Origin of the sequence: Coleofasciculus sp. E1-EBD-02 (genome assembly GCF_040218245.1) — a bacterium.
Lineage (GTDB): Bacteria > Cyanobacteriota > Cyanobacteriia > Cyanobacteriales > Coleofasciculaceae > Coleofasciculus.
Window position 1 is genome coordinate 1 of the sequence record NZ_JAVJQN010000264.1, and the last position, 18,838, is coordinate 18,838.

19 protein-coding genes are annotated in these 18,838 nt (G+C 44.8%); 8 read left to right on the forward strand and 11 right to left on the reverse strand.

Annotated features, from left to right (window positions below; translation table 11 throughout):
* Positions 1–187 (reverse strand): glycoside hydrolase family 99-like domain-containing protein (locus RIC07_RS38090; RefSeq protein WP_446399049.1); only part of this gene is annotated, 187 nt, incomplete at its 3' end.
* Between the two features lie 172 nt (positions 188–359).
* Between RIC07_RS38090 and RIC07_RS38095 the strand changes: the two genes are divergently transcribed.
* From RIC07_RS38095 to RIC07_RS38105, 3 genes are all read left to right on the forward strand, one after another.
* On the forward strand, positions 360–590 hold the full coding sequence (locus RIC07_RS38095) for a hypothetical protein (protein ID WP_446399050.1): 231 nt from the start codon (positions 360–362) through the stop codon (positions 588–590).
* A gap of 143 nt (positions 591–733) precedes the next feature.
* On the forward strand, positions 734–1,762 hold the full coding sequence (locus RIC07_RS38100) for a permease (RefSeq protein ID WP_446399051.1): 1,029 nt from the start codon (positions 734–736) through the stop codon (positions 1,760–1,762).
* Positions 1,763–1,888: 126 nt separating this feature from the next.
* Positions 1,889–2,650: a TIGR03943 family putative permease subunit gene (locus tag RIC07_RS38105; protein WP_446399052.1), complete on the forward strand. Its 762-nt coding sequence runs from the start codon at positions 1,889–1,891 to the stop codon at positions 2,648–2,650.
* 48 nt (positions 2,651–2,698) lie between these two features.
* On the opposite strand, the gene RIC07_RS38110 is transcribed toward RIC07_RS38105, so the two are convergent.
* The 5 genes from RIC07_RS38110 to RIC07_RS38130 form a co-directional block, all read right to left on the reverse strand.
* On the reverse strand, positions 2,699–3,007 hold the full coding sequence (locus RIC07_RS38110) for a hypothetical protein (protein ID WP_446399053.1): 309 nt from the start codon (positions 3,005–3,007) through the stop codon (positions 2,699–2,701).
* A gap of 174 nt (positions 3,008–3,181) precedes the next feature.
* Positions 3,182–6,538 (reverse strand): endonuclease/exonuclease/phosphatase family protein, encoded by a 3,357-nt coding sequence (locus RIC07_RS38115; protein WP_446399054.1) that lies wholly within the window; start codon positions 6,536–6,538, stop codon positions 3,182–3,184.
* Between the two features lie 563 nt (positions 6,539–7,101).
* Entirely contained in the window at positions 7,102–7,704 is a 603-nt protein-coding gene (locus RIC07_RS38120; RefSeq protein WP_446399055.1) for a superoxide dismutase family protein, read from the reverse strand.
* Positions 7,705–7,781: 77 nt separating this feature from the next.
* Entirely contained in the window at positions 7,782–8,753 is a 972-nt protein-coding gene (locus RIC07_RS38125; protein WP_446399056.1) for a hypothetical protein, read from the reverse strand.
* A 64-nt stretch (positions 8,754–8,817) separates the two neighbouring features.
* A complete protein-coding gene (locus tag RIC07_RS38130) occupies positions 8,818–9,915 on the reverse strand; it encodes an RRXRR domain-containing protein (RefSeq protein WP_446399057.1) in 1,098 nt (365 codons plus the stop codon).
* 350 nt (positions 9,916–10,265) lie between these two features.
* Between RIC07_RS38130 and uvrB the strand changes: the two genes are divergently transcribed.
* From uvrB to RIC07_RS38145, 3 genes are all read left to right on the forward strand, one after another.
* On the forward strand, positions 10,266–12,263 hold the full coding sequence (uvrB, locus tag RIC07_RS38135; protein ID WP_446399058.1) for an excinuclease ABC subunit UvrB: 1,998 nt from the start codon (positions 10,266–10,268) through the stop codon (positions 12,261–12,263).
* A gap of 14 nt (positions 12,264–12,277) precedes the next feature.
* Positions 12,278–12,883 carry a transposase gene (locus tag RIC07_RS38140; RefSeq protein ID WP_446399076.1) on the forward strand — a complete coding sequence of 202 codons (606 nt, stop codon included), beginning with the start codon at positions 12,278–12,280 and terminating at the stop codon, positions 12,881–12,883.
* Between the two features lie 353 nt (positions 12,884–13,236).
* Positions 13,237–13,638, forward strand: a complete 402-nt coding sequence (locus tag RIC07_RS38145) for a pentapeptide repeat-containing protein (RefSeq protein WP_446399059.1) — start codon at positions 13,237–13,239, stop codon at positions 13,636–13,638.
* Between the two features lie 290 nt (positions 13,639–13,928).
* Here RIC07_RS38145 and RIC07_RS38150 read toward each other — a convergent pair whose 3' ends face one another.
* The 5 genes from RIC07_RS38150 to RIC07_RS38170 all read right to left on the reverse strand — a co-directional run bounded on the left by RIC07_RS38150 (position 13,929) and on the right by RIC07_RS38170 (position 17,934).
* Positions 13,929–14,786, reverse strand: coding sequence for a class I SAM-dependent methyltransferase (locus RIC07_RS38150; protein WP_446399060.1), 858 nt, complete (start codon positions 14,784–14,786; stop codon positions 13,929–13,931).
* Positions 14,787–14,853: 67 nt separating this feature from the next.
* Positions 14,854–15,201: an aspartate 1-decarboxylase gene (gene panD, locus RIC07_RS38155; RefSeq protein WP_446373334.1), complete on the reverse strand. Its 348-nt coding sequence runs from the start codon at positions 15,199–15,201 to the stop codon at positions 14,854–14,856.
* Positions 15,202–15,414: 213 nt separating this feature from the next.
* Entirely contained in the window at positions 15,415–15,777 is a 363-nt protein-coding gene (locus RIC07_RS38160) for a response regulator (protein ID WP_044205846.1), read from the reverse strand.
* Positions 15,778–16,226: 449 nt separating this feature from the next.
* Positions 16,227–16,781, reverse strand: coding sequence for a hypothetical protein (locus RIC07_RS38165; protein WP_446399061.1), 555 nt, complete (start codon positions 16,779–16,781; stop codon positions 16,227–16,229).
* A gap of 154 nt (positions 16,782–16,935) precedes the next feature.
* Complete coding sequence (locus tag RIC07_RS38170; protein ID WP_446399062.1) at positions 16,936–17,934, reverse strand: hypothetical protein; 999 nt, start codon at positions 17,932–17,934, stop codon at positions 16,936–16,938.
* 251 nt (positions 17,935–18,185) lie between these two features.
* Here RIC07_RS38170 and RIC07_RS38175 point away from each other — a divergent pair, with 251 nt between their 5' ends.
* Both RIC07_RS38175 and RIC07_RS38180 read left to right on the forward strand, forming a co-directional pair.
* A complete protein-coding gene (locus RIC07_RS38175) occupies positions 18,186–18,344 on the forward strand; it encodes a hypothetical protein (protein ID WP_446399063.1) in 159 nt (52 codons plus the stop codon).
* Positions 18,345–18,499: 155 nt separating this feature from the next.
* Entirely contained in the window at positions 18,500–18,721 is a 222-nt protein-coding gene (locus RIC07_RS38180; protein ID WP_446399064.1) for a hypothetical protein, read from the forward strand.
* Positions 18,722–18,838: the final 117 nt, after the last annotated feature.

Here is an 18,838-nt window from a genome sequence, read left to right on the forward strand (position 1 = left end):
AAAAGCCTAAATCAGCCGGAATTTTAGGTTGGTCGTGTCCAGGAAATAAGGGCTTGGCTTTGGCAACATTTGCCCATTCCGTGAACCCTTTTCCCCAGCCTTTATCATTTTCAGGAATCGGATGAAATTGCGGAAGATAAAACGCAATTAGAAGAGCTTTTGATGATTTTAAGGGTTTGGTTGTCATTCCGTAAATGGCCTAATGGATATCCATGGCTTATATTAACCCCTCAGCCCCCTTCCCACCCCTCACGTTCTCCCCATTTTTGATCCCCCACCCGTCCCCCGAGTAGATCCCCCTTCCGTCCCCCGTCAAAAGGGGGAGACCAGATGTTGCTTCGCTTTTTGTTCCATGGGAGATGGCAAAGGATGCTTCGCTTTTTTTTGCAGGGAAGGGGGAGAATTCAAAGCCTCTCTCCTTGCAGGAGAGAGGTTTGGAGAGAGGTTTTCCAGATCCGGTAAAAAGTAAGGATAAGGAGAGGGTTAGGGAGGGGTCTATAAGAGGAGGGTTCCGTCTCAAGGTATTGCAGATATTTGATCTTAAGTTGACACCAATGATTCATCAACAGTTCCCTAAAGATAGTGGTTAAACCATAAATTTGTGTACATCCTGATTTGATTTATTGCACCGTGAATGATACTTATTATCCCTTGATCCCCGTTTCCCTCCCTCCCTGGAAACTATCTGATACAATAGCGCTTACGTGTAAAAACACCCTCGATCGCGAAACGCATGAGTCAGTTAAACAACGCCTTTACCCTTTTCTTGAGTTTGCTGGTCGAAGCCATGCCATTTTTACTCATTGGCGTCTTATTTTCCGGCTTGCTGCTGTTGTTCGTCGATGAGGAACGACTGATTGCGTCTTTACCGAAGAACCCCTTCCTCGGTGCGGTTGTGGGGAGTTGTGCGGGATTTTTCTTCCCGGTGTGTGAATGTGGGAATGTACCCGTGTCCCGGCGGTTGCTGCTGCAAGGCGCACCCCTATCGGTGTCAATCGGGTTTTTGCTAGCCGCCCCCACAATTAACCCGATTGTAATTTGGTCAACCTGGGTCGCGTTTCGAGATCAGCCGGAAATTGTCGTCCTACGAGTCTTGTTTTCCCTGGGTATTGCTATAGTTATTGGTTGCGTCTTCAGCGTCCAGAAAGACGTGCGCCCCTTGTTGCAACAGACGGTCACCCGTTCCATGGTGCTTCCCAGAGAACAAAAGGTTAAAACTCCTCCGCAAAAGGAACCCCAACCCGCCCTGCTACAATCGGGTACATTTTTACTGGGTCAACCGGGAACTCCTGTGCGGATGGATGCGACAGTTCTGCAAGCCTCACTCGCGGCTACCCCCGCCCGGAAACCGTGGTCCGATCGCTGGCGCTTGTTCTTAGATAATACCGTGCAAGAGTTACGGGAATTAGGCGCGGTGCTAATAATTGGGAGTGCGATCGCGGCTACGATTCAAGTCGCTGTTCCCCGTGAAATCATCCTCAGTTTGGGTTCGGGTCCTGTCACCTCAATTTTGGCGATGATGCTATTAGCCGCCGTTGTTTCTATCTGTTCAACGGTTGACTCTTTCTTCGCCCTCGCCTTTGCTTCCACCTTTACCAGTGGTTCATTATTAGCCTTTTTGGTCTTTGGTCCAATGATCGACATCAAAGCCATTGGTTTAATGTTCTCCGTCTTTAAAGCTAGGACAATTTTTTACTTATTCGCCCTCGCCGCCCAATTAACCTTTTTGCTAACCTTAATGGTTAACTTACATCTGAGTTAGTTATAACGGTTTCAGTCGGGGCGGGTTTCACTATTATCATTTGAAATGGTGCGTTACGCTGCGCTAACGCACCCTACACCCGCCCCGACTCAATTTTGAACGAGAGAATTATTTGACAAGTGACCAATGATAAAAAAACCAAATCTTTTATTACCCATATTAGATGTTATCACCCTAGGCATTTGGGGGATTTTGTTGATTCAATACTGGGTCAGTGGCGAATTACAGTTACTCATTCACCCGAATTACTTTGCCTTAGTTCTGGGAACCGGGATACTGTTGCTAGTGCTGGCGGTGTTAAAAGCCATTCAAGTCATCGGTCAATTACCACCCCGAAATCCCAAAACGATGCCGATGATGCAACATATTAGCTGGTTTCCACCGGGTTGGAGTACAGGATTGTTGTTAGCCACGGCGATTCTAGGACTATTGGTGGAACCCAAAGTCTTTACCAGCCAGATAGCGATTCAACGGGGTGTCATGGAATCCTTAACCGCCACCCGCACCCAGCCTCAATCCTTCCGCAGCGTCAGCAAACCCGAAGCGCGATCGCTGATTGAATGGATTCGCACCTTAAGTGTTTATCCTGAACCTGATGAATATGCGGGTCAAGCGGTTAATGTTAAAGGGTTTGTCGTTTATCCCCAAGACCTATCCTCGAACTATTTATTAGTAACTCGCTTTGTGATTACTTGCTGTGCAGCGGATGCTTATCCAGTCAGTTTACCCGTGAAACTTCCGGGAACTCGTAACGCTTATCAACCGGATACATGGATACAAGTTAAAGGGAAAATGATGACAGAAATATTACAAGATAAACGGCAATTAGTGATTGACGCGAGTGAGGTAGAAAAAGTTCCTGAACCTGATAATCCTTACTATTATTAAATGAATCAAAGAAAATGTGCGATCGCGTCTTTTCAATCAAGGTTAGGATTAATTGTTTTCCCAATCTTCCCCATCTAGAACGAAAAACTCTGTTAAATCTGGATCAGTTAAGAAATCCTCGACTGTAGCAGGAATGAAGGAAGCTAGAATTTGATGGCGTTCTGCAATGGGTAGTTTGGCGATTTCACTCAGAGATGGGTGTTCTTGTTGGAGTTTAACCGATGAACTAGAATCGGGTGTTTTCTTTCCCAGTTTTTGCCCAATAAATTCCACAAAATCTAGGACTTCTTGCTGCTTCTCAATGGGTAGTATACGCAAGCGATTTAAGATAGCTTGTTCAATATCTGTGGTTTTCATTCGTAAGTTGCCTATCGACTTTCTATGGGTTGATCAGGGTTCAGTTATCATTATACTGATTAGGATTAAAAGTCAAGGGTTTTTGATGACAGTGCGATCGCGTCTTCTCACAGCCGATTCAAATCCCCGATGTCTTCAAGACATCGGGGATCTCGCCCGATCATCCAGTTCTGTTTAAATCCCCGTAAAAACGGCTGATGTTAAACTATCAGCATTCACCCCATTCAAAATTGCCAGGGTTTCATCATTAAGCTGAATCAAGGAATCATTACCGGATTGGCTAATATTCAACTGACTAAACATCAAACCTTCTGCCAATCCAATCCCATCTTCCTCGATGCGAAAATCGAGAATCGTATCCGTTCCTTCACCCACTGCCAAAATAAAGATATCACGACCGCGATCGCCTGAGAAGTTATCCCCCACTAACCGATCATTTCCTAAACCGCCACGCAGAATATCATCACCCGCATCGCCCCACATTTGGTCATCGCCGTCTTCCCCATAGAGGGTATCATTCCCGGCTTTCCCGCCAATGCGATCATCACCAATCCCCCCATAGATGACATCATCGCCGCCAACGCTTTGCGGAGAACGCTGATTCAAATCCCCTCGCAGTACATCACTCCCCTCACCACCGAAAATCAGGTCATCGCCTAAACCCCCTGCAACCGTATCATCTCCCATTCGACCATAAAGGGTTTCGTTAGCGTTAGTCCCCACCAATGCTTCCGACTCAGAGGTTCCCCAGAAAACATTTGGATCACCCGCTAAACTCAAGCGAGAAATTAAGGGGTCATGATCACTCGCTGAGTCATTAAATTCGCTATTCGTATGCACCGCATCAAATTCCGCATTGGCGCTTAAATTATCGCTGATCAAAATATGATCCAATGACTGGGAATTTCCCCGGAAGATAAAAGAATAACGCTCATTTTCCGGCAGTGTTTCGGTTAAGTTGGTCAGACTCTCTCCCTTGAGGATATCTAGGGGCGATAAGAACTCAAATTCATTTAAATCCCCCAGTACCACCACATTAGCATCGGGGTCATTCGCCAGAATAGTCTCAACATAATCGTTAACCGTTTGGGCTTGGGCTTCCCGTTGATCTACACTCCCATTCACTGGCGGTTGCACTTGCCCAAATAGAGGCGTACTGCCACCTTTTGAGGCAAAATGGTTATTAACCAGGGTAACCTTTTCCCCCTTAAATAGGAACTCAGCCGCCAGAGATTTCCGGCTATCCTCAAATCCCGGATCTCCCACGCCAATCCGTTCACCGGAGTTGGGAATCAGGTCTACGCGGTCAGGGTTATAAAGATAACCGACCCGAATATTACCACCTGGTTGACCGCCATCTTGATTATTCACTGGGGGACTATCAAAGAATTCATACTCCGCACCACCAGCAGTAATAATCGCATCAATTAAGGTTTGATAGGTTTGGCTAGCGTCAACTGTACCATCATTCGTCGATCCGGTATTATCTTGAATTTCCTGGAGGGCGATGATATCTGGTGTGTTCAGATTATTAACAATTTGATTCGCGATCGCATCAAATTTTCCCTCGGCGATATCCTCATCCCCATCCCCATCATTGGGGTCGAGATTTTCTACATTGAAGCTAGCAACAGTGAGTTGATTCTCCGTCCCGATCAAGTTAGTGACTTCCGGTTGTAACTCTGAAGAAGTCGGAGTAAACGCCTCGGTCGCCTTCACTTCAAAGTTGCCGAAACTGTAACCCACTACACCCGTAACATCACCCAGTTGATCACCGACCTTTACCGATGGCGAAAACCCCGGTAAGATATCATCATCAACCTGAATCTGAATCCGTTCGGGATTGAAGTCATCGGGACTAATATTAATCGTCCCTCGGTTACTTAATCCTGTCGCATTCACGCCATTATCGGCGACGGTGAAAATTTCCCCAAATCGGTTAATCGGACTAACGGCTAATGCATCTTGAACAGTGACTCGCATTCCTTCTAACGTTTCATAGAAGTCTATGCCATCTTCAGCCGGATCAAAGATGCTAAAGTTATCATTATCGATAATTTGATTCGGGGGAATGCGACCATCCGTTCCCAGGATAACGGCTGTTGGTAAAGCATTCCCTGTGGACAAGGTGGTAATTGTTGGATTACCGCTGATTTGAGTAATGGAAAGATTCCCTGTATCGGCGCCACCAGGAATAAATTCACTAACTGTCCCCTCCACGCGCAACTCATCACCAAGACTGACAGTGGGTTGAGACTGGGTGAAGACAAAAATACCATCAGCGGTTAAATTATTACTATCCCCGGTGGCGTCTTGCAGGTAAAATCCATTCCGATCAATGGCTGTAACGATACCTTTGGTGATCACTGATTCACCCTCAAAGGACGAAATGTGACCTATACCTTGGATATCGTAAATGGGGATAATAGTCGGTGATTCTTCGGTAACCCGTTGATTCACTGTACCCGGCGTGTTGAAGGCTTCACCCACAACCGGACTTCCACTGAAACCGGGAATTCCGGAACCGTCAAAGTCATTGCGAACCCAATCGGTTACCGACTCATCCGTACTATTAACAAAACGAGATGCGCCGCCAGGAGTAAACGAAATCCCATCATAGCCTGGAGTTAAGACAACAGCCGAGTACGTGCGATCGCCACTGTCACCATCACTCACACCAATACTATCAGCAATCGTCGTCCAAGGGGTTAAATCCAAAACACCATCATCATCGGTATCCAAGTCATCCCCGGAACTCCCAGTAAAGTTCTCGACTAACAATAGTGTCTGTGTACCATTTTGAAACCTACCATTAACAAACCCCGTTGTCCACAAGCCATTGGCGTCTGTTGTACCTAGGGAGTTAACCGTGGTAATCTTACCCGGAATTGATCCGCGATCGCCTTCAATTTGCAGTAGCGAATAATTGCTATAGTCGCTATTGGCGTCAGCGACAATTTCCACATATTCGTTGGTATCTGTTCCCGTGTGATTAAAGACAAACTCGTTAATCAGTGGCGTGGTGGGCGTACTATTATTACCAAAGCTTTGTCCTTGATTAATCCCATCAAACGTATCACTGGTTGTTTCCATCCAGGCAAAATCAGTATAGGTTCTCCCCGTTCCGGTCAGTTGTAAAGACGCACCAATCGGCGTACTACTTCCCTGAGAAACACCAATATCAATACTGGTCATTCCCGCTGCTATTCCGTCTACAGCTATAAAACTGCCTTCATAGCTAAGAAACTGGACAACGCTACCATTATTATCCACCAAAGCTATACCATCTGGGCTACCATTTTGAATCCCATTCGTCGGATAGTCGAATGTAACCGTACCCAAGCCATTATCTTGGTCAGGAATGACACCACTCAGAGAGGTTGTCGTGTAAACCAATCCATTCGCACCGTTATATAAAACGATACTCCAGTCTGTCAGGTCAATTCCTGCCAAACCCGCTAGTTCAATCGCTTCACCGACATCTGTTCCGGTGTTGTCATAGTGAATTTCATTAATAAATACGTTAGCCATAATCGATGATTTCTCTCCCTGAATAATCCGGTAACTTATAAACAACTATTAAGCTCAGTCAGTGTTTTTTCGCATTACCTCACTGGCTGGAGTAATCCCATTCATGATTGACAAAAATTCTGGATATTTTCCTTGAGTAACACTCTTGACTCCCCATCTTTAATTATAGATCTAACCTGATAGGAAAAAATCTTGGTTAGTCAAGACAACCGTATTTTATCCGACTGGGGCTTAAGAGGAGGTAAAGATAAATCTAAGAATCGGTTACTTTACCGAATCTTCATAGTCGCGGTATGGGTATCATGGGATTTAGATCAGATTCAGATCCCCGACTTCTTAAGGAAGTCGGGAATCTCGCCCTAACGAATCGCAATCGCTATTATTTTTCTGGCTGACTTGGATCGCCTGGTGGTGGATATCGCCCTAGGGTTTGGGTAGCGAATATTAATCAATCTTTCTCGATTTCAGACTAATGCTGTAACTGTCTGCGTAAGTCCTGGGAAGCTTTTTCGGCTGGAGGGGAAGCCAACAAACCCCTAACCCGAATGGATTTTGTCTGACTCTTACGAATCAGTCACCTGAATAATTCCACAACCAACTCGTCCACCAGCATTACCCGTAGGCTGACCAAAATCATCGGGTTTTTCATGAAGAATCACCGACCGATTGCCAATCGCATATTTCCCTTCAGTAAACGTGAGTCGCTCAACCGTCATACTTTTTGTACCAGTACCATCTTCAGCAATCGTAATATTGCCTAAATCTCCCGCATGAGCATTTTCAAACCCATCTTCGGTAATTAATCCATGTTTCACATCATCTGGATTAAAATGACCGCCAGCCGCATTCCCTTGATCCGCACAACTACCCGATTCATGAATGTGGAAAGCACGTTCTCCCGATGGCGCATTTGTCATCGCCACTTCAATCAACATACCGTCCGCCGTGTTGGTAAACTCAGCTTCTCCTAAGACTTCTGAGGGATCGGTTGTGCTGTTAATTACGCCTGTGGCGGTGCTAGCTTGTTGTTCCGTGACTTCTGCTTGGGGTTCGGTCACAGGTTCCTCCGTCACATTGTTCGCTTGCTGACAGCCGTACACGAACATCAGCAGCGTCGAAAAAAACGCGATCGCGATAATTCTCAGGGGTCTATTAATCAAGGTCATCTTCAGTTAAATGGTAATGCACTACAACTTGAATCAAACACATCAAATTCAAGCTATTATTAATCATCAGCTATTCCCTAAAAAATGTCAATTTCCATAGACTCCACCTGAGTCACCCCGGCTGGCGGATAAAAGGTAAAAGTATCAGCAGAAACAATAGGAGATGGCACACGGCGAATAATGTCTTCGGTCATCTTGATATCTATTCCGTCCGCTTTTCCACTAATTTGAAGCTGATCAACTGCGGCTGTATTCGGTTCCACCAGAAATGTAAACGTAAATCCAGCTTTGCGATCCTTATAATTATAGGCATAGTAGTCTTGTCCTTCTAAATTTATAATATTACCCTGCAATGGCATATCATCTTCCGCCTTAAAAACCGATTCAAGCTGATCAATCACTCCCTCTGCCGTCACTACACCGTCAGCAAAGGCTTGCCGAAAAGGAGCAGACATTTCTAGAAATAACATCGAAGAAAAGCCAATAAAAAAGCTATCATTAGACTGGTTAAAACGTTCATAATCCATAACTGTGTATTGCTTTAATCCGGGGTTATAAATCCATACCTGATCACCATCAGAAACCAGAATATAAGTCGGTTGGGCAAATTCGCCTGACTCAGGTGTAGAAATCTCGGTGCGAAACTGCTGAGGAGATTGGGCAATTGTTTTAACCAACACCGAAAATTGACCTGTAAAACCCTGTGCCTCAAAACTGAATTGCATTTCGGATTCAGTTTGATAGCGTTCGGCTTGAATAAAATTGGCAACCGTTTTGGCTAAAAGACTGACATCAAGTTCATCCGTCAAGGGACGGCTCATTCCCGGTGTCGGATTCGACTGGGTAAGTTGATTGGGTGATTCTGAGAGAGGGACTTGAATATCCCTAGATGTAGACCTGACCCGAACCCCCGGTTCTCCATCTTGTCCCGCCTGAGCAGTAGCTATACTAAATAATGTCCCGTTGTCGCAGATAGAGGGAATGATACCCCAGGCGTTCACCGTGGCAGTTATGCCGAAAATTGTAATGGCTTTTTGCAGTCGGTTCATCAAAAAATGAGTGAGTGGAAACCCCAACCTCGCCTAAGCCGGTTGGGGAGGAAACGAGGACTAACTAACAGCGAGTTGCTCCAACAAATGCTGTTTCCTGTTTACAAATTAGTCCGGTTGAGCGTTGGAGCAACTCAACCTTATTTTTAGAGAACTGGGCTATTCTTTTCCAGTCAAAATTGGAAATTGATACTTTAGACTTAGTATCACCGCTAACCCAACCTCTATAAATGCTCCCTTTCCGTTCAGCCTCAACATAATCACCTTTTCGGAAGTTATGTCGAGTTATTGTTCCTCCGTATTTGCGTCTCACCCCGCCTTGAGCAGGAAGCATCAGATGAAGTTGACGGCGACTTACAGGAGGACGCTTAATCACTAAAAAAGGAGCGTTAGTAATTTCTACTCTTCCCTCGTGCCAACCTCTATCACCTTTAATCTGACGATAAGTTAAAAATTGGTGGGAAGCAAGGGCTACACCGTCAACGGCATGAGTGGCAGGACTCGGGTTTGACTTTTGTTGATCTTTCTCCAGTCCCAGAAATTCTCTCCTTGACCAGGTTTCCCATCCGTATTTAGTCGTGACTGGTGCAATTTGAGGCAACCATTTTTCAGTCATAACTTTCTGACCAACCATAACCGGAGAAAATCCCTTGTCGCCTCTGGCTTTAACGATTTCGTACACGATAGAACAGATCGGGAACAATTGGGATAGTTCCTTAACCACTCTGTATTCAAGTTGTCGGTTAGCTTTGATACTTGGAGGCAGTTTATGTCCTCGCCTATTATCAAAGCGTTTTTGACGATGAGCGCGTTGGTTAAAAGGAAGTTTACGATTAATTCGCCTTCCTCTTCTTCCTCGACGCATCATTGCTCGTTGTTCCATCCGGTCTTTGACCTTTTGGAAAGGAAGCTCTAAGTGCGCCGTGAACAAAGTAGCTTGGCCCGACTGAACACCAATTCCTGAGTAATGCTTCCCTGGATCGATCCCTACCGCTACGGGTTGAGTTTCCTCCCCAGAGTCCACCGTTAACTGTACAGCGAATTGCTGTAGGTCGTTTTTGTGGATAACCACTTTACCTTCTTTAAGCCATCGTCTAGCACGACTTGGCTTTGTTGGCATTAGCGGTTTTCCCTTCTTACTGATAACCGGAACACGATACATGGAGATAATCCTCTCGTGTGAAAGTTTTAAGCCTCCTGGCGCACCTAACTCAAGATGTCCTGTCTAACAGCGACAGACCAACCTGTCTTGGAGAGGTTTAAACTGGAGGAGCATTTAAACGTCCGTTCCCGAGTTAGGCTCGATGCGCTATTCAACACTTGCGTTCCCCAAGTTGGTCTGGGCAATCCCTTTCCTCGCCGAAGGCGTCTGAGGGGTAGTTGAATGTAAAAGTTAATCGTTATTCCTTTTACCCTAAACCAAAGCAGGCACGATGAATGATGAATTTCCTGTTTCCTGACAAAGGACAAAGGACAAAGGACAAAGGACAAATGACAAAGGACAAATGACCAATGATACCCTTTGATCTGCAAGCCCCCTTTGAAGCCAAGGGCGACCAACCTCAAGCCATTTCCCGCCTGACAACCTCTCTGCAAGCGGGAAATCGTTTCCAAACCCTCCTCGGTGCGACGGGAACGGGTAAAACCCATACCGTAGCCAGAGTGATTGAACAGATGGGCAAACCGACTCTGGTACTAGCGCACAATAAAACCTTAGCCGCCCAACTCTGTAACGAGTTGCGGGACTTCTTTCCCCAGAATGCGGTGGAGTATTTTGTCTCCTACTACGACTACTACCAACCGGAAGCCTATATTCCCGTCAGTGATACCTATATTGAGAAAAGCGCCGCCATTAACGATGAAATCGATATGCTGCGCCACTCCGCCACGCGATCGCTCTTTGAACGGCGAGATGTGATTGTGGTAGCCTCGATTAGCTGTATCTATGGTTTGGGTATCCCCTCCGAATACCTGAAAGCGGCGATTCCCCTGCGAGTGGGTACAGAATTAGACCAGCGTCAACTCCTGCGAGATTTAGCCTCCGTCCAATATTCCCGCAATGACATCGAAATGGGGCGGGGGCGGTTCCGCGTCAAGGGGGATGTCCTGGAAATTGGTCCGGCTTACGAAGACCGAATTATTCGCGTCGAATTCTTTGGCGATGAGATTGATGCTATCCGTTATGTTGACCCGGTAACTGGTGGAATTATCCAAAGTCTCAACGCCCTCAACATCTACCCCGCCCGCCACTTTGTTACCCCAGATGAACGATTAGAAGAAGCCTGTAACGCCATTGAAACAGAACTCCACGAACAAATCACCACATTACAAGAGGCTGGCAAATTACTCGAAGCCCAACGATTAGACCAACGGACTCGCTATGATCTAGAACTCTTGCGCGAAGTTGGCTATTGTAATGGGGTGGAAAACTATTCCCGTCACCTCGCTGGACGCATGGCAGGGGAACCCCCAGAATGTTTAATTGATTACTTCCCCAAAGATTGGTTATTAGTCGTGGATGAATCTCACGTCACTGTACCCCAAATTCGGGGAATGTACAACGGCGACCAAGCCCGGAAACGGGTATTAATTGACCATGGCTTTCGTTTACCCAGTGCAGCCGATAATCGTCCCCTGAAAGCAGACGAATTTTGGACAAAAGTTAACCAATGTATCTTTGTTTCCGCGACTCCTGGAGATTGGGAAATTGAACAGTCTCACGACCAAGTGGTGGAACAAGTCATTCGTCCCACAGGGGTGGTTGATCCAGAAATCTTTGTCCGTCCCACCGAAGGTCAAGTGGATGATTTATTCGCGGAAATTCAGGAACGCGCATCCAAAAAAGAACGGGTACTGGTAACAACCTTAACTAAGCGAATGGCGGAAGATTTAACCGAATATTTACAGGATCGCGGCATTCGCGTGCGCTACTTACATTCGGAAATTAATTCAATTGAACGGATTGAAATTTTACAATCATTGCGGGAGGGGGCTTTTGATGTACTCATTGGTGTGAATTTGTTGCGCGAGGGCTTAGATTTACCGGAAGTGTCTCTAGTCGCTATTTTAGATGCCGATAAGGAAGGATTCCTGCGGGCTGCACGATCCTTGATTCAAACCATTGGTCGGGCGGCGCGTCATGTTCGGGGACAAGCGATTCTCTATGCGGATAATCTCACCGATAGCATGGCAAAAGCCATTGATGAGACAGAACGGCGTCGGGGAATTCAATTGGCATATAACCGGATGCATGGAATTACTCCGCAACCGATTGTCAAGAAATCTAGTAATGCAATTTTGGCATTCTTAGATGTGTCGCGGCGGTTGAATCATCAACAGTTAATCAAGGTTTCTGAACAAGTAGAGGATTTACCCTTAGAACAGATTCCTGAAGTGATTAGTCAATTGGAAGCCCAGATGAAGGATGCAGCGAAGAATCTGGAATTTGAGCAAGCTGCCCAGTATCGCGATAAAATTAAGCATCTGCGGGATAAATTGGTGGGTCGGTAAGGGAAAAGGAAATGATTAAACACTATAATCCTCAAATTCATCATCGACGTTCAATGCGCCTAAAATCCTATGATTATAATCAGGCGGGAGCTTATTTTGTGACAATCTGTGTTCAAAACCGTGAATGTTTACTTGGTACTATCACGAATCAAAGAGTACAACTTAATGAATATGGCGAAATCACTGATCAGGTTTGGAACTATCTCCCCCATCATTTTGAAAACCTAGAAATTGATGCTGCCGTTATCATGCCTAATCATTTTCACGGCATCATCTTTACGGGTTTAGTCTCCTGTAAGGGTTTGGTCTCCAAACCCCCCAATCCTCCCAATTTCCCCAATCCCCCGAATCCCTGTACGGGTTTGGTCTCCAAACCCCCCAATCCATTTTTTATGCAAAAAACACAACTCGGTAAAATCATCGCTTATTTCAAATATCAAACAACTAAATTAATCAATCAAAAACGTGATTCAATCGGATCTAGATTTTGGCAACGGAATTATTATGAGCATGTTATCCGTAATAAAAAAACGCTCAACATTTTGAGGAAATATATAATTGAGAATCCATGGCGTTGGGACAATGATCAATTACATCCAAACAACCCATCAAAATGGTAATTATTCTGTAGGGATTTGGTTTCCAAATCCTTATCTAAATCCTTACGGTGGTGTGGGAATCGGGGGTTGGGAATCGGGGGTTGGGAAATCAGGATTGGGAAATCGGGGTTGGGAATTTGGGATTGAGGGGTTTGGAGGGTTTGGAGACCAAACCCCTACGTCAATTCAAAATGTTTCGATATAATTATCGTTTAAATGTATAACGCCCTATTGTAACGTAGAATTTAATAAACCACAGATGCCACTCAACCCACCCAGACCAAATTTTAAGTGGTAGAACCTTAAAAACCTTAGATGCTATGAAACCCCTAAACCTAATTATTCCACTATTACTTGTTAGTACGTCTGCCTGTATGAGCGCGACTGTCGAAGAGACTAGCGCCGAAATGCAGGCAAAGATAGCCAAAGCGAGAGATTGTGCTGGCTGTGACTTGAGTAAGATGGATCTCAATGGTGCAGACTTAAGCGGTGCTAATCTCAAGGAGGCTATATTAGATGGTGCGGATCTGAGTAATGCCAATTTAGCTGAAGCGGATTTGAGTGGTGCTTCTCTAGATGGCGCGAATTTGAATGGAACAAACTTCAATAGTGCCAACTTGAAAGGGGCTGATTTAAGTAATGCGTCGTTAATTAGCACAAACTTAGTTAACGCCAATTTACGCAAAGCCAAAATTAAGACCGCGAATGTTTATCTCACAAATTTTTGTGGAGCGACTATGCCCAATGGAAGTCGCTCTATGCAAGGGTGTAGTTAACCCAAATCAAGCGAATAGTTAGAGCTTGCTCTCAAAAACTGAAACTATTACAGTTTTATAGTAAATCCCGGTTAGCTACCCCTGTTATATCATGTCCGGTCAAACACCCCTAATAAAAACGCCTGAAACCCCTGTTATTGCAGCATTGCAATTATGGGCAATCGTAGGGACATGATATTATAACCTAGTGCAGCGCAGGCGGCCTACCCTTCGGGAAGGCTTCGCCTATGTTTGTGTAGCAGCGATTTCAATCGCCGTGGCAAAAGGGGGTAATAAAGGCGGATTTGGTATTACTCGTGATTGACCTGGGCAATTTGCAATGCGGAAAGATAGGACGTTTTGATTCTTCCTGTACAGATCCTCTCTAAAACGTCTCTCAAACCTGAAAATAAGGACGCTCGTTGCTGCGACTCTAACTTTATGTAGGGTGATATTGTACTCAAAAGTGTCAAATACTCATCAATGCTATGAGTCGTATGACAAACTAACTGTTCTGACAAAAAATTCTGGAATAAACCTGAGTTGATAAAATCGTGTTCAATTTCTTTTAGATTGGCTTCATGGGTTTCTATCGATCCATATCTGGCAAATTTGGGAATAGATGGCGCTTGAGTTTGATAAACTTCATCTAATTGATGACAAATTTCATCATTGGGGTGCGGCGGTGTATTCCACAACATAATTATAGACCCATTGTCTTGCAAAGCCTCAGCCGATTTTTGCACCCTAATTTCGGGTGAAACCCAATGCATGGAAGTCGCGGCAAGAATAGCGTTGAATCGCCCAGGTTCGAGCTGCCATTCTTCAAAGGTTGTATTGATAATCTCCACATTGGGATAGGCTGAACAGTTGCTTTTGGCGAGTTTGCACGCGGCTGGGCTTGGCTCAAGACAAACCATGGAGAAGCCTAATTCAGCAAATTCTATAGTGGCAATTCCTGGACCACATCCTATTTCTAGAATGGTAGCTTGAGCGGGAAGTTGAGCTAACTCAAGAGCACGATGGATTAGGGTTTTAGGATAGCGTGGTCGAGCTTGATGATAGACATTGGCGACATCACTGTACCAGTGTTTTCGTTGTTCTAAGGTATAGGCGGCTGTGATTTCACTGCACCATACTTTGACTGATGCCGAATCTTTATCTGTCATAATACCCAATCTGTCATCATACCCAATCTGTCATCATACCCATAATACCCAGGTGTGGTTAAAAAAACTACAATGGATTGTTGGATTCATCCACTTTGACAACTTTGGGATGATGTAGAAGTGCTTCTTCCGGTGTCATCTGAGCATAAGCAATTACAATCACGTTGTCTCCAACAGCGTTCAGACGAGCCGCCGGACCATTTAAGCAGATGACGCGACTTCCCCATTCCCCAGGAATGGTATATGTTTCCAGACGAGAGCCATTATTAACATTGACAACCTGTACTTTTTCGTAAGGCAAAATATTTGCCGCTTTTAGGAGTTCCTCATCAATGGTAATTGAGCCATCATAGTGCAGGCATGCATCGGTTACTTTTACCCGATGCAACTTGCTTTTAAACATGGTAATCAGCATTTGAAAAAAATAACTCTAATTAAATTTTACAATATCTTTATATTTATCGACGTACCCGTTGACCTACTGATAAGTAAATAGATGAGTTAATTTTTTTTCAATTCCTGTTGCCCGTTGCCTATTCCCTGTTGCCTATTCCTTGTTGCCTATTGCCTGTGACACCTGTTCCCTAAAAATGGGATGCACCCATCGGAGTCTTACGCCAAACTAAAATTATGCCATTGCCAATTTAACCGCACGATTAAGTTGCTCTTGGGAAAAAGGCTTCGTCAAGTAAGCTTTAGCTCCCTGTTTCATGCCCCAAAGACGGTCAATTTCTTGATTTTTAGAGGAACAAATTATAATAGGAATGTTAGCTGTTGCCGGATGACCTTTAAGTTTTCGACACAACTCAAAACCACTCATTCCTGGCATGACAACATCTGTAATAATCACATCGGGTTTTTTGTTGGTTGCGTGAGTCACCGCCTCTTTGGGCTTAGACACTCGGATAACGGTGTGACCCCCTTCGCGCAGGTAGTTCTCGATCAGATCCATCTGACTGGCGTTGTCTTCAACTAGTAAAACTGTACTCATGTTGGCTGATTCCTATTCAGAAAAGTAGGGACAAGTGAAACCTTAGCCTCGTGATTAAAAGGTAGGATTACGTGATCTCGCGATCGCAGCATCAGTTTTCCACTCAGCCGTTTGGCTTGCGTCTCTGAATCGTTACCGACTAGAGTTGTAACCGGACAAGTGTAAAATGCAACCTGAGATTAACACGCCTACTGTTTCCATAGCGCCTCGTCTGCTGCGTTTGGCTCGCTTAAAAATGAAGATGCATTCCCAAATGAAGAGGTAATGGTTTAGGCTTCAACCGACAATCATAGCATTGGATAATCTTTGAGTGGAAGGGCATTTACGAATCTATTACAAAACGTGATCGGATCGTCATTTGTCATTTGTCCTTTGTCCTTCATCCTTGATCAGGGGTTGAGGGGCGTTTACACAACTTAATATCGTTAAGTTTATTTAGACTTCCGGATTTAACTATCCTGCAAGAGTTCATCGATTAAAGATTGCAAGTCATCAATAGAGAGCGCCTCAGTTTCCTGGGCTGACTCTGTGTCCAGGTTAGCAGATGACTGGTGACGCGATCGCTGAATTAACCCTTTGAGGTGATCCTTGAGTTGCTCCCTCATTGACTCAGTTGTGGCAATAATGTGCGTTACCTGCTTGTCGGTTAAGCTAGAGGGTTCCTTCATCCCATCAATTAATTTTTTCAAGGCGTAAAACACTTGCATTAAAAATGCTTGCAACCTTTGGTCAACCTTGAGTGAACCCTGCTGTCGAATCAAATTAACACAATCCACCAAGCATAAACCGGCTTGATGAACCCCTTGGATATGAAGCTGACTAATTGGCAGCAGGTTAGCCCCTCCCACGATACCACAACGAGTCGCGTGGCAGAGTTCATTCACTTGGTCTGGGTCTTTGAGCGTGCTTCGCAGATGCAGCAAATACTGCTCAATGAGTTGCAGGTGTGCTTCGGCAGCCTCAAGGTAGTAGCCTTTGATTTGCTGTAGCTGTTCTGGCTGCATAAAGAATGTCCTTGCTAGATGCCGGATTGTTCGTCAGGTATAGCATTGTGGCTAGGAATAAAGTATTATCTGTCCCTATGATCAAAAAAATAATCTTACTCTAACTTTTCGAGCAGGTCAATCGCTAGTTTATGTTAAGAAATGGCGATTTAGCTTATGATAATTCACGGTGTTTGACATTGCTTTTCTTTGTTAATACAGTCTGCCAATTCATTATCGACGATACCCACCTCGGACTCCCCCCAGTTAGGATCAGGGAAACCAATCGCACCCCTAAATAGCGGAGTTTTTCCGGTTTTAGGTATGGCGTCAGAGACTTCCATCCTTCTCGGCGAACTTTCCGCGCATAAAACCGAAGGCTGCGGAAAAAATCCTGAAATCGTCTTCCCCAATAGGCTTTCTGAATTCCGCCTGGATCAAGTCGTATATTATGGGGATTGTAATTATTTCGATTTAAGGGATTCAGTGTCGTCAGTCCTTCTGTTTGAGCAAACTGCTGGTATGTAATCCCCTGTTTTCGGGATTGGGGGTGAGTGTGGGGATAAATCCATTCCCATACTGCCCAATCCAGACCAGAAAACAAAAATTCTGGCACATCTTTAGTCACCTGACAATATTTTAAGCGAATCCCGATAGGAATTTCTGCCCAAGGTCCGTGCTGCCACACAAAGTCGGGATCAAAAAATGCTTTAAAGGCAAAATCTTTTTCATTTATCCTCAGACGAGCCACCCGACCAATCATTCCCGCTCCAGCCATTTCTACTTCAATTTTCATGGCTTGGGTAAAGAGGGGAGATGGACAATACTCTCCTTCTTTTTTCACTTTTTTAATCAGAATTATCCTTTTGGTCTGGTGTTTTAGCCGGAGTCTGACTCGTTTGAGGTAGAAGGTTGTGCGATCGCCTTCCTGAACCGTCCCCCCCACATATCCGGCTAAATGGTCGAGAAATCGTCTAATTTCCCGCACTCCAATTCTGTTGTTTAAATCAATGAACGCTGAATCAGGCGTATAGAAGTATAATCGTGTCTGACCCGATTGCTGACGCACTTGTTGACAGAGGCGATAGAACTGACGAGGGGGTAACAGTTCCTGCTGGGCTTGCCAAAGGATAGAGGTTAAGGGAGATGCATTCACGGGAGGGCGATCGCTCATATAAGCTAGGTTCGTAGTTGCGCTGTCTTCGCTATAAACGATTAAATCAGTGTTATTCAGGTTGATATACTATGATCATCGCTCAAAAATAGACAAGTTGGCAATTGGGATCGCTTGGCTTTTCGGTAAGTAGTCGGACTTTCATTACAGTTGACGGTTGACATGGGGAAGGAACAGGGAACAGTAAGGATTTGAGGCTTGTTAACATTTCTTAGTACCGCAGACAGAATAGATGTCCAGGTACTTATATTATGTCCGGCAAATCACCCATAATAAAAACTTCTCCCCATCTCCCCCTCACCCCCTCACCGCCTCAACCCATCACCGTAATTATGGGTATTCAACCGGACATGATATTAGGGGGTAGAGCGATCGCTCTACCTAACCGACTTGAACGTTTTGTGCTGTGATCAAGGATTTTCCCTCAATCACAAACCTTGGTAGCCAAGAAAAATTCAATGGCAAATTGTATCAAATCATACGGAAAATTGGATAAATCTTCTTCCTTTATTATCTGCCCTCCTCCTCCTTTACCCACCACTTCTCTAAGCCGAAGTAAAAGAAAATGACTAATCTTATACCGCCAAGGAAGCCAGAAAATCTCATCGATTCTAAACTTCAGCAGAATCAATTTAAAATTCTCTTTTTAGAGATTCAGCCAATTGGCGCATATCCAATCAAACATCTGGCTGAGGTAAAATTGGCAAAAACTCCTTCACAATTGAAACTAAAGCCTATAGTCTCCTACCATGGCAACGAAAATCCGAAAATTCTCAGATGCCCTTGAAAAGCACTCTTCCCGCGTTGGATTCCCAGGTCTTCAATTCTTTGAATGGGGAAATCAGAGAGATAGGAGACTTAATTCAAAACTCTGCCGACTAGGGAAGCGAAGGATCAACACTCA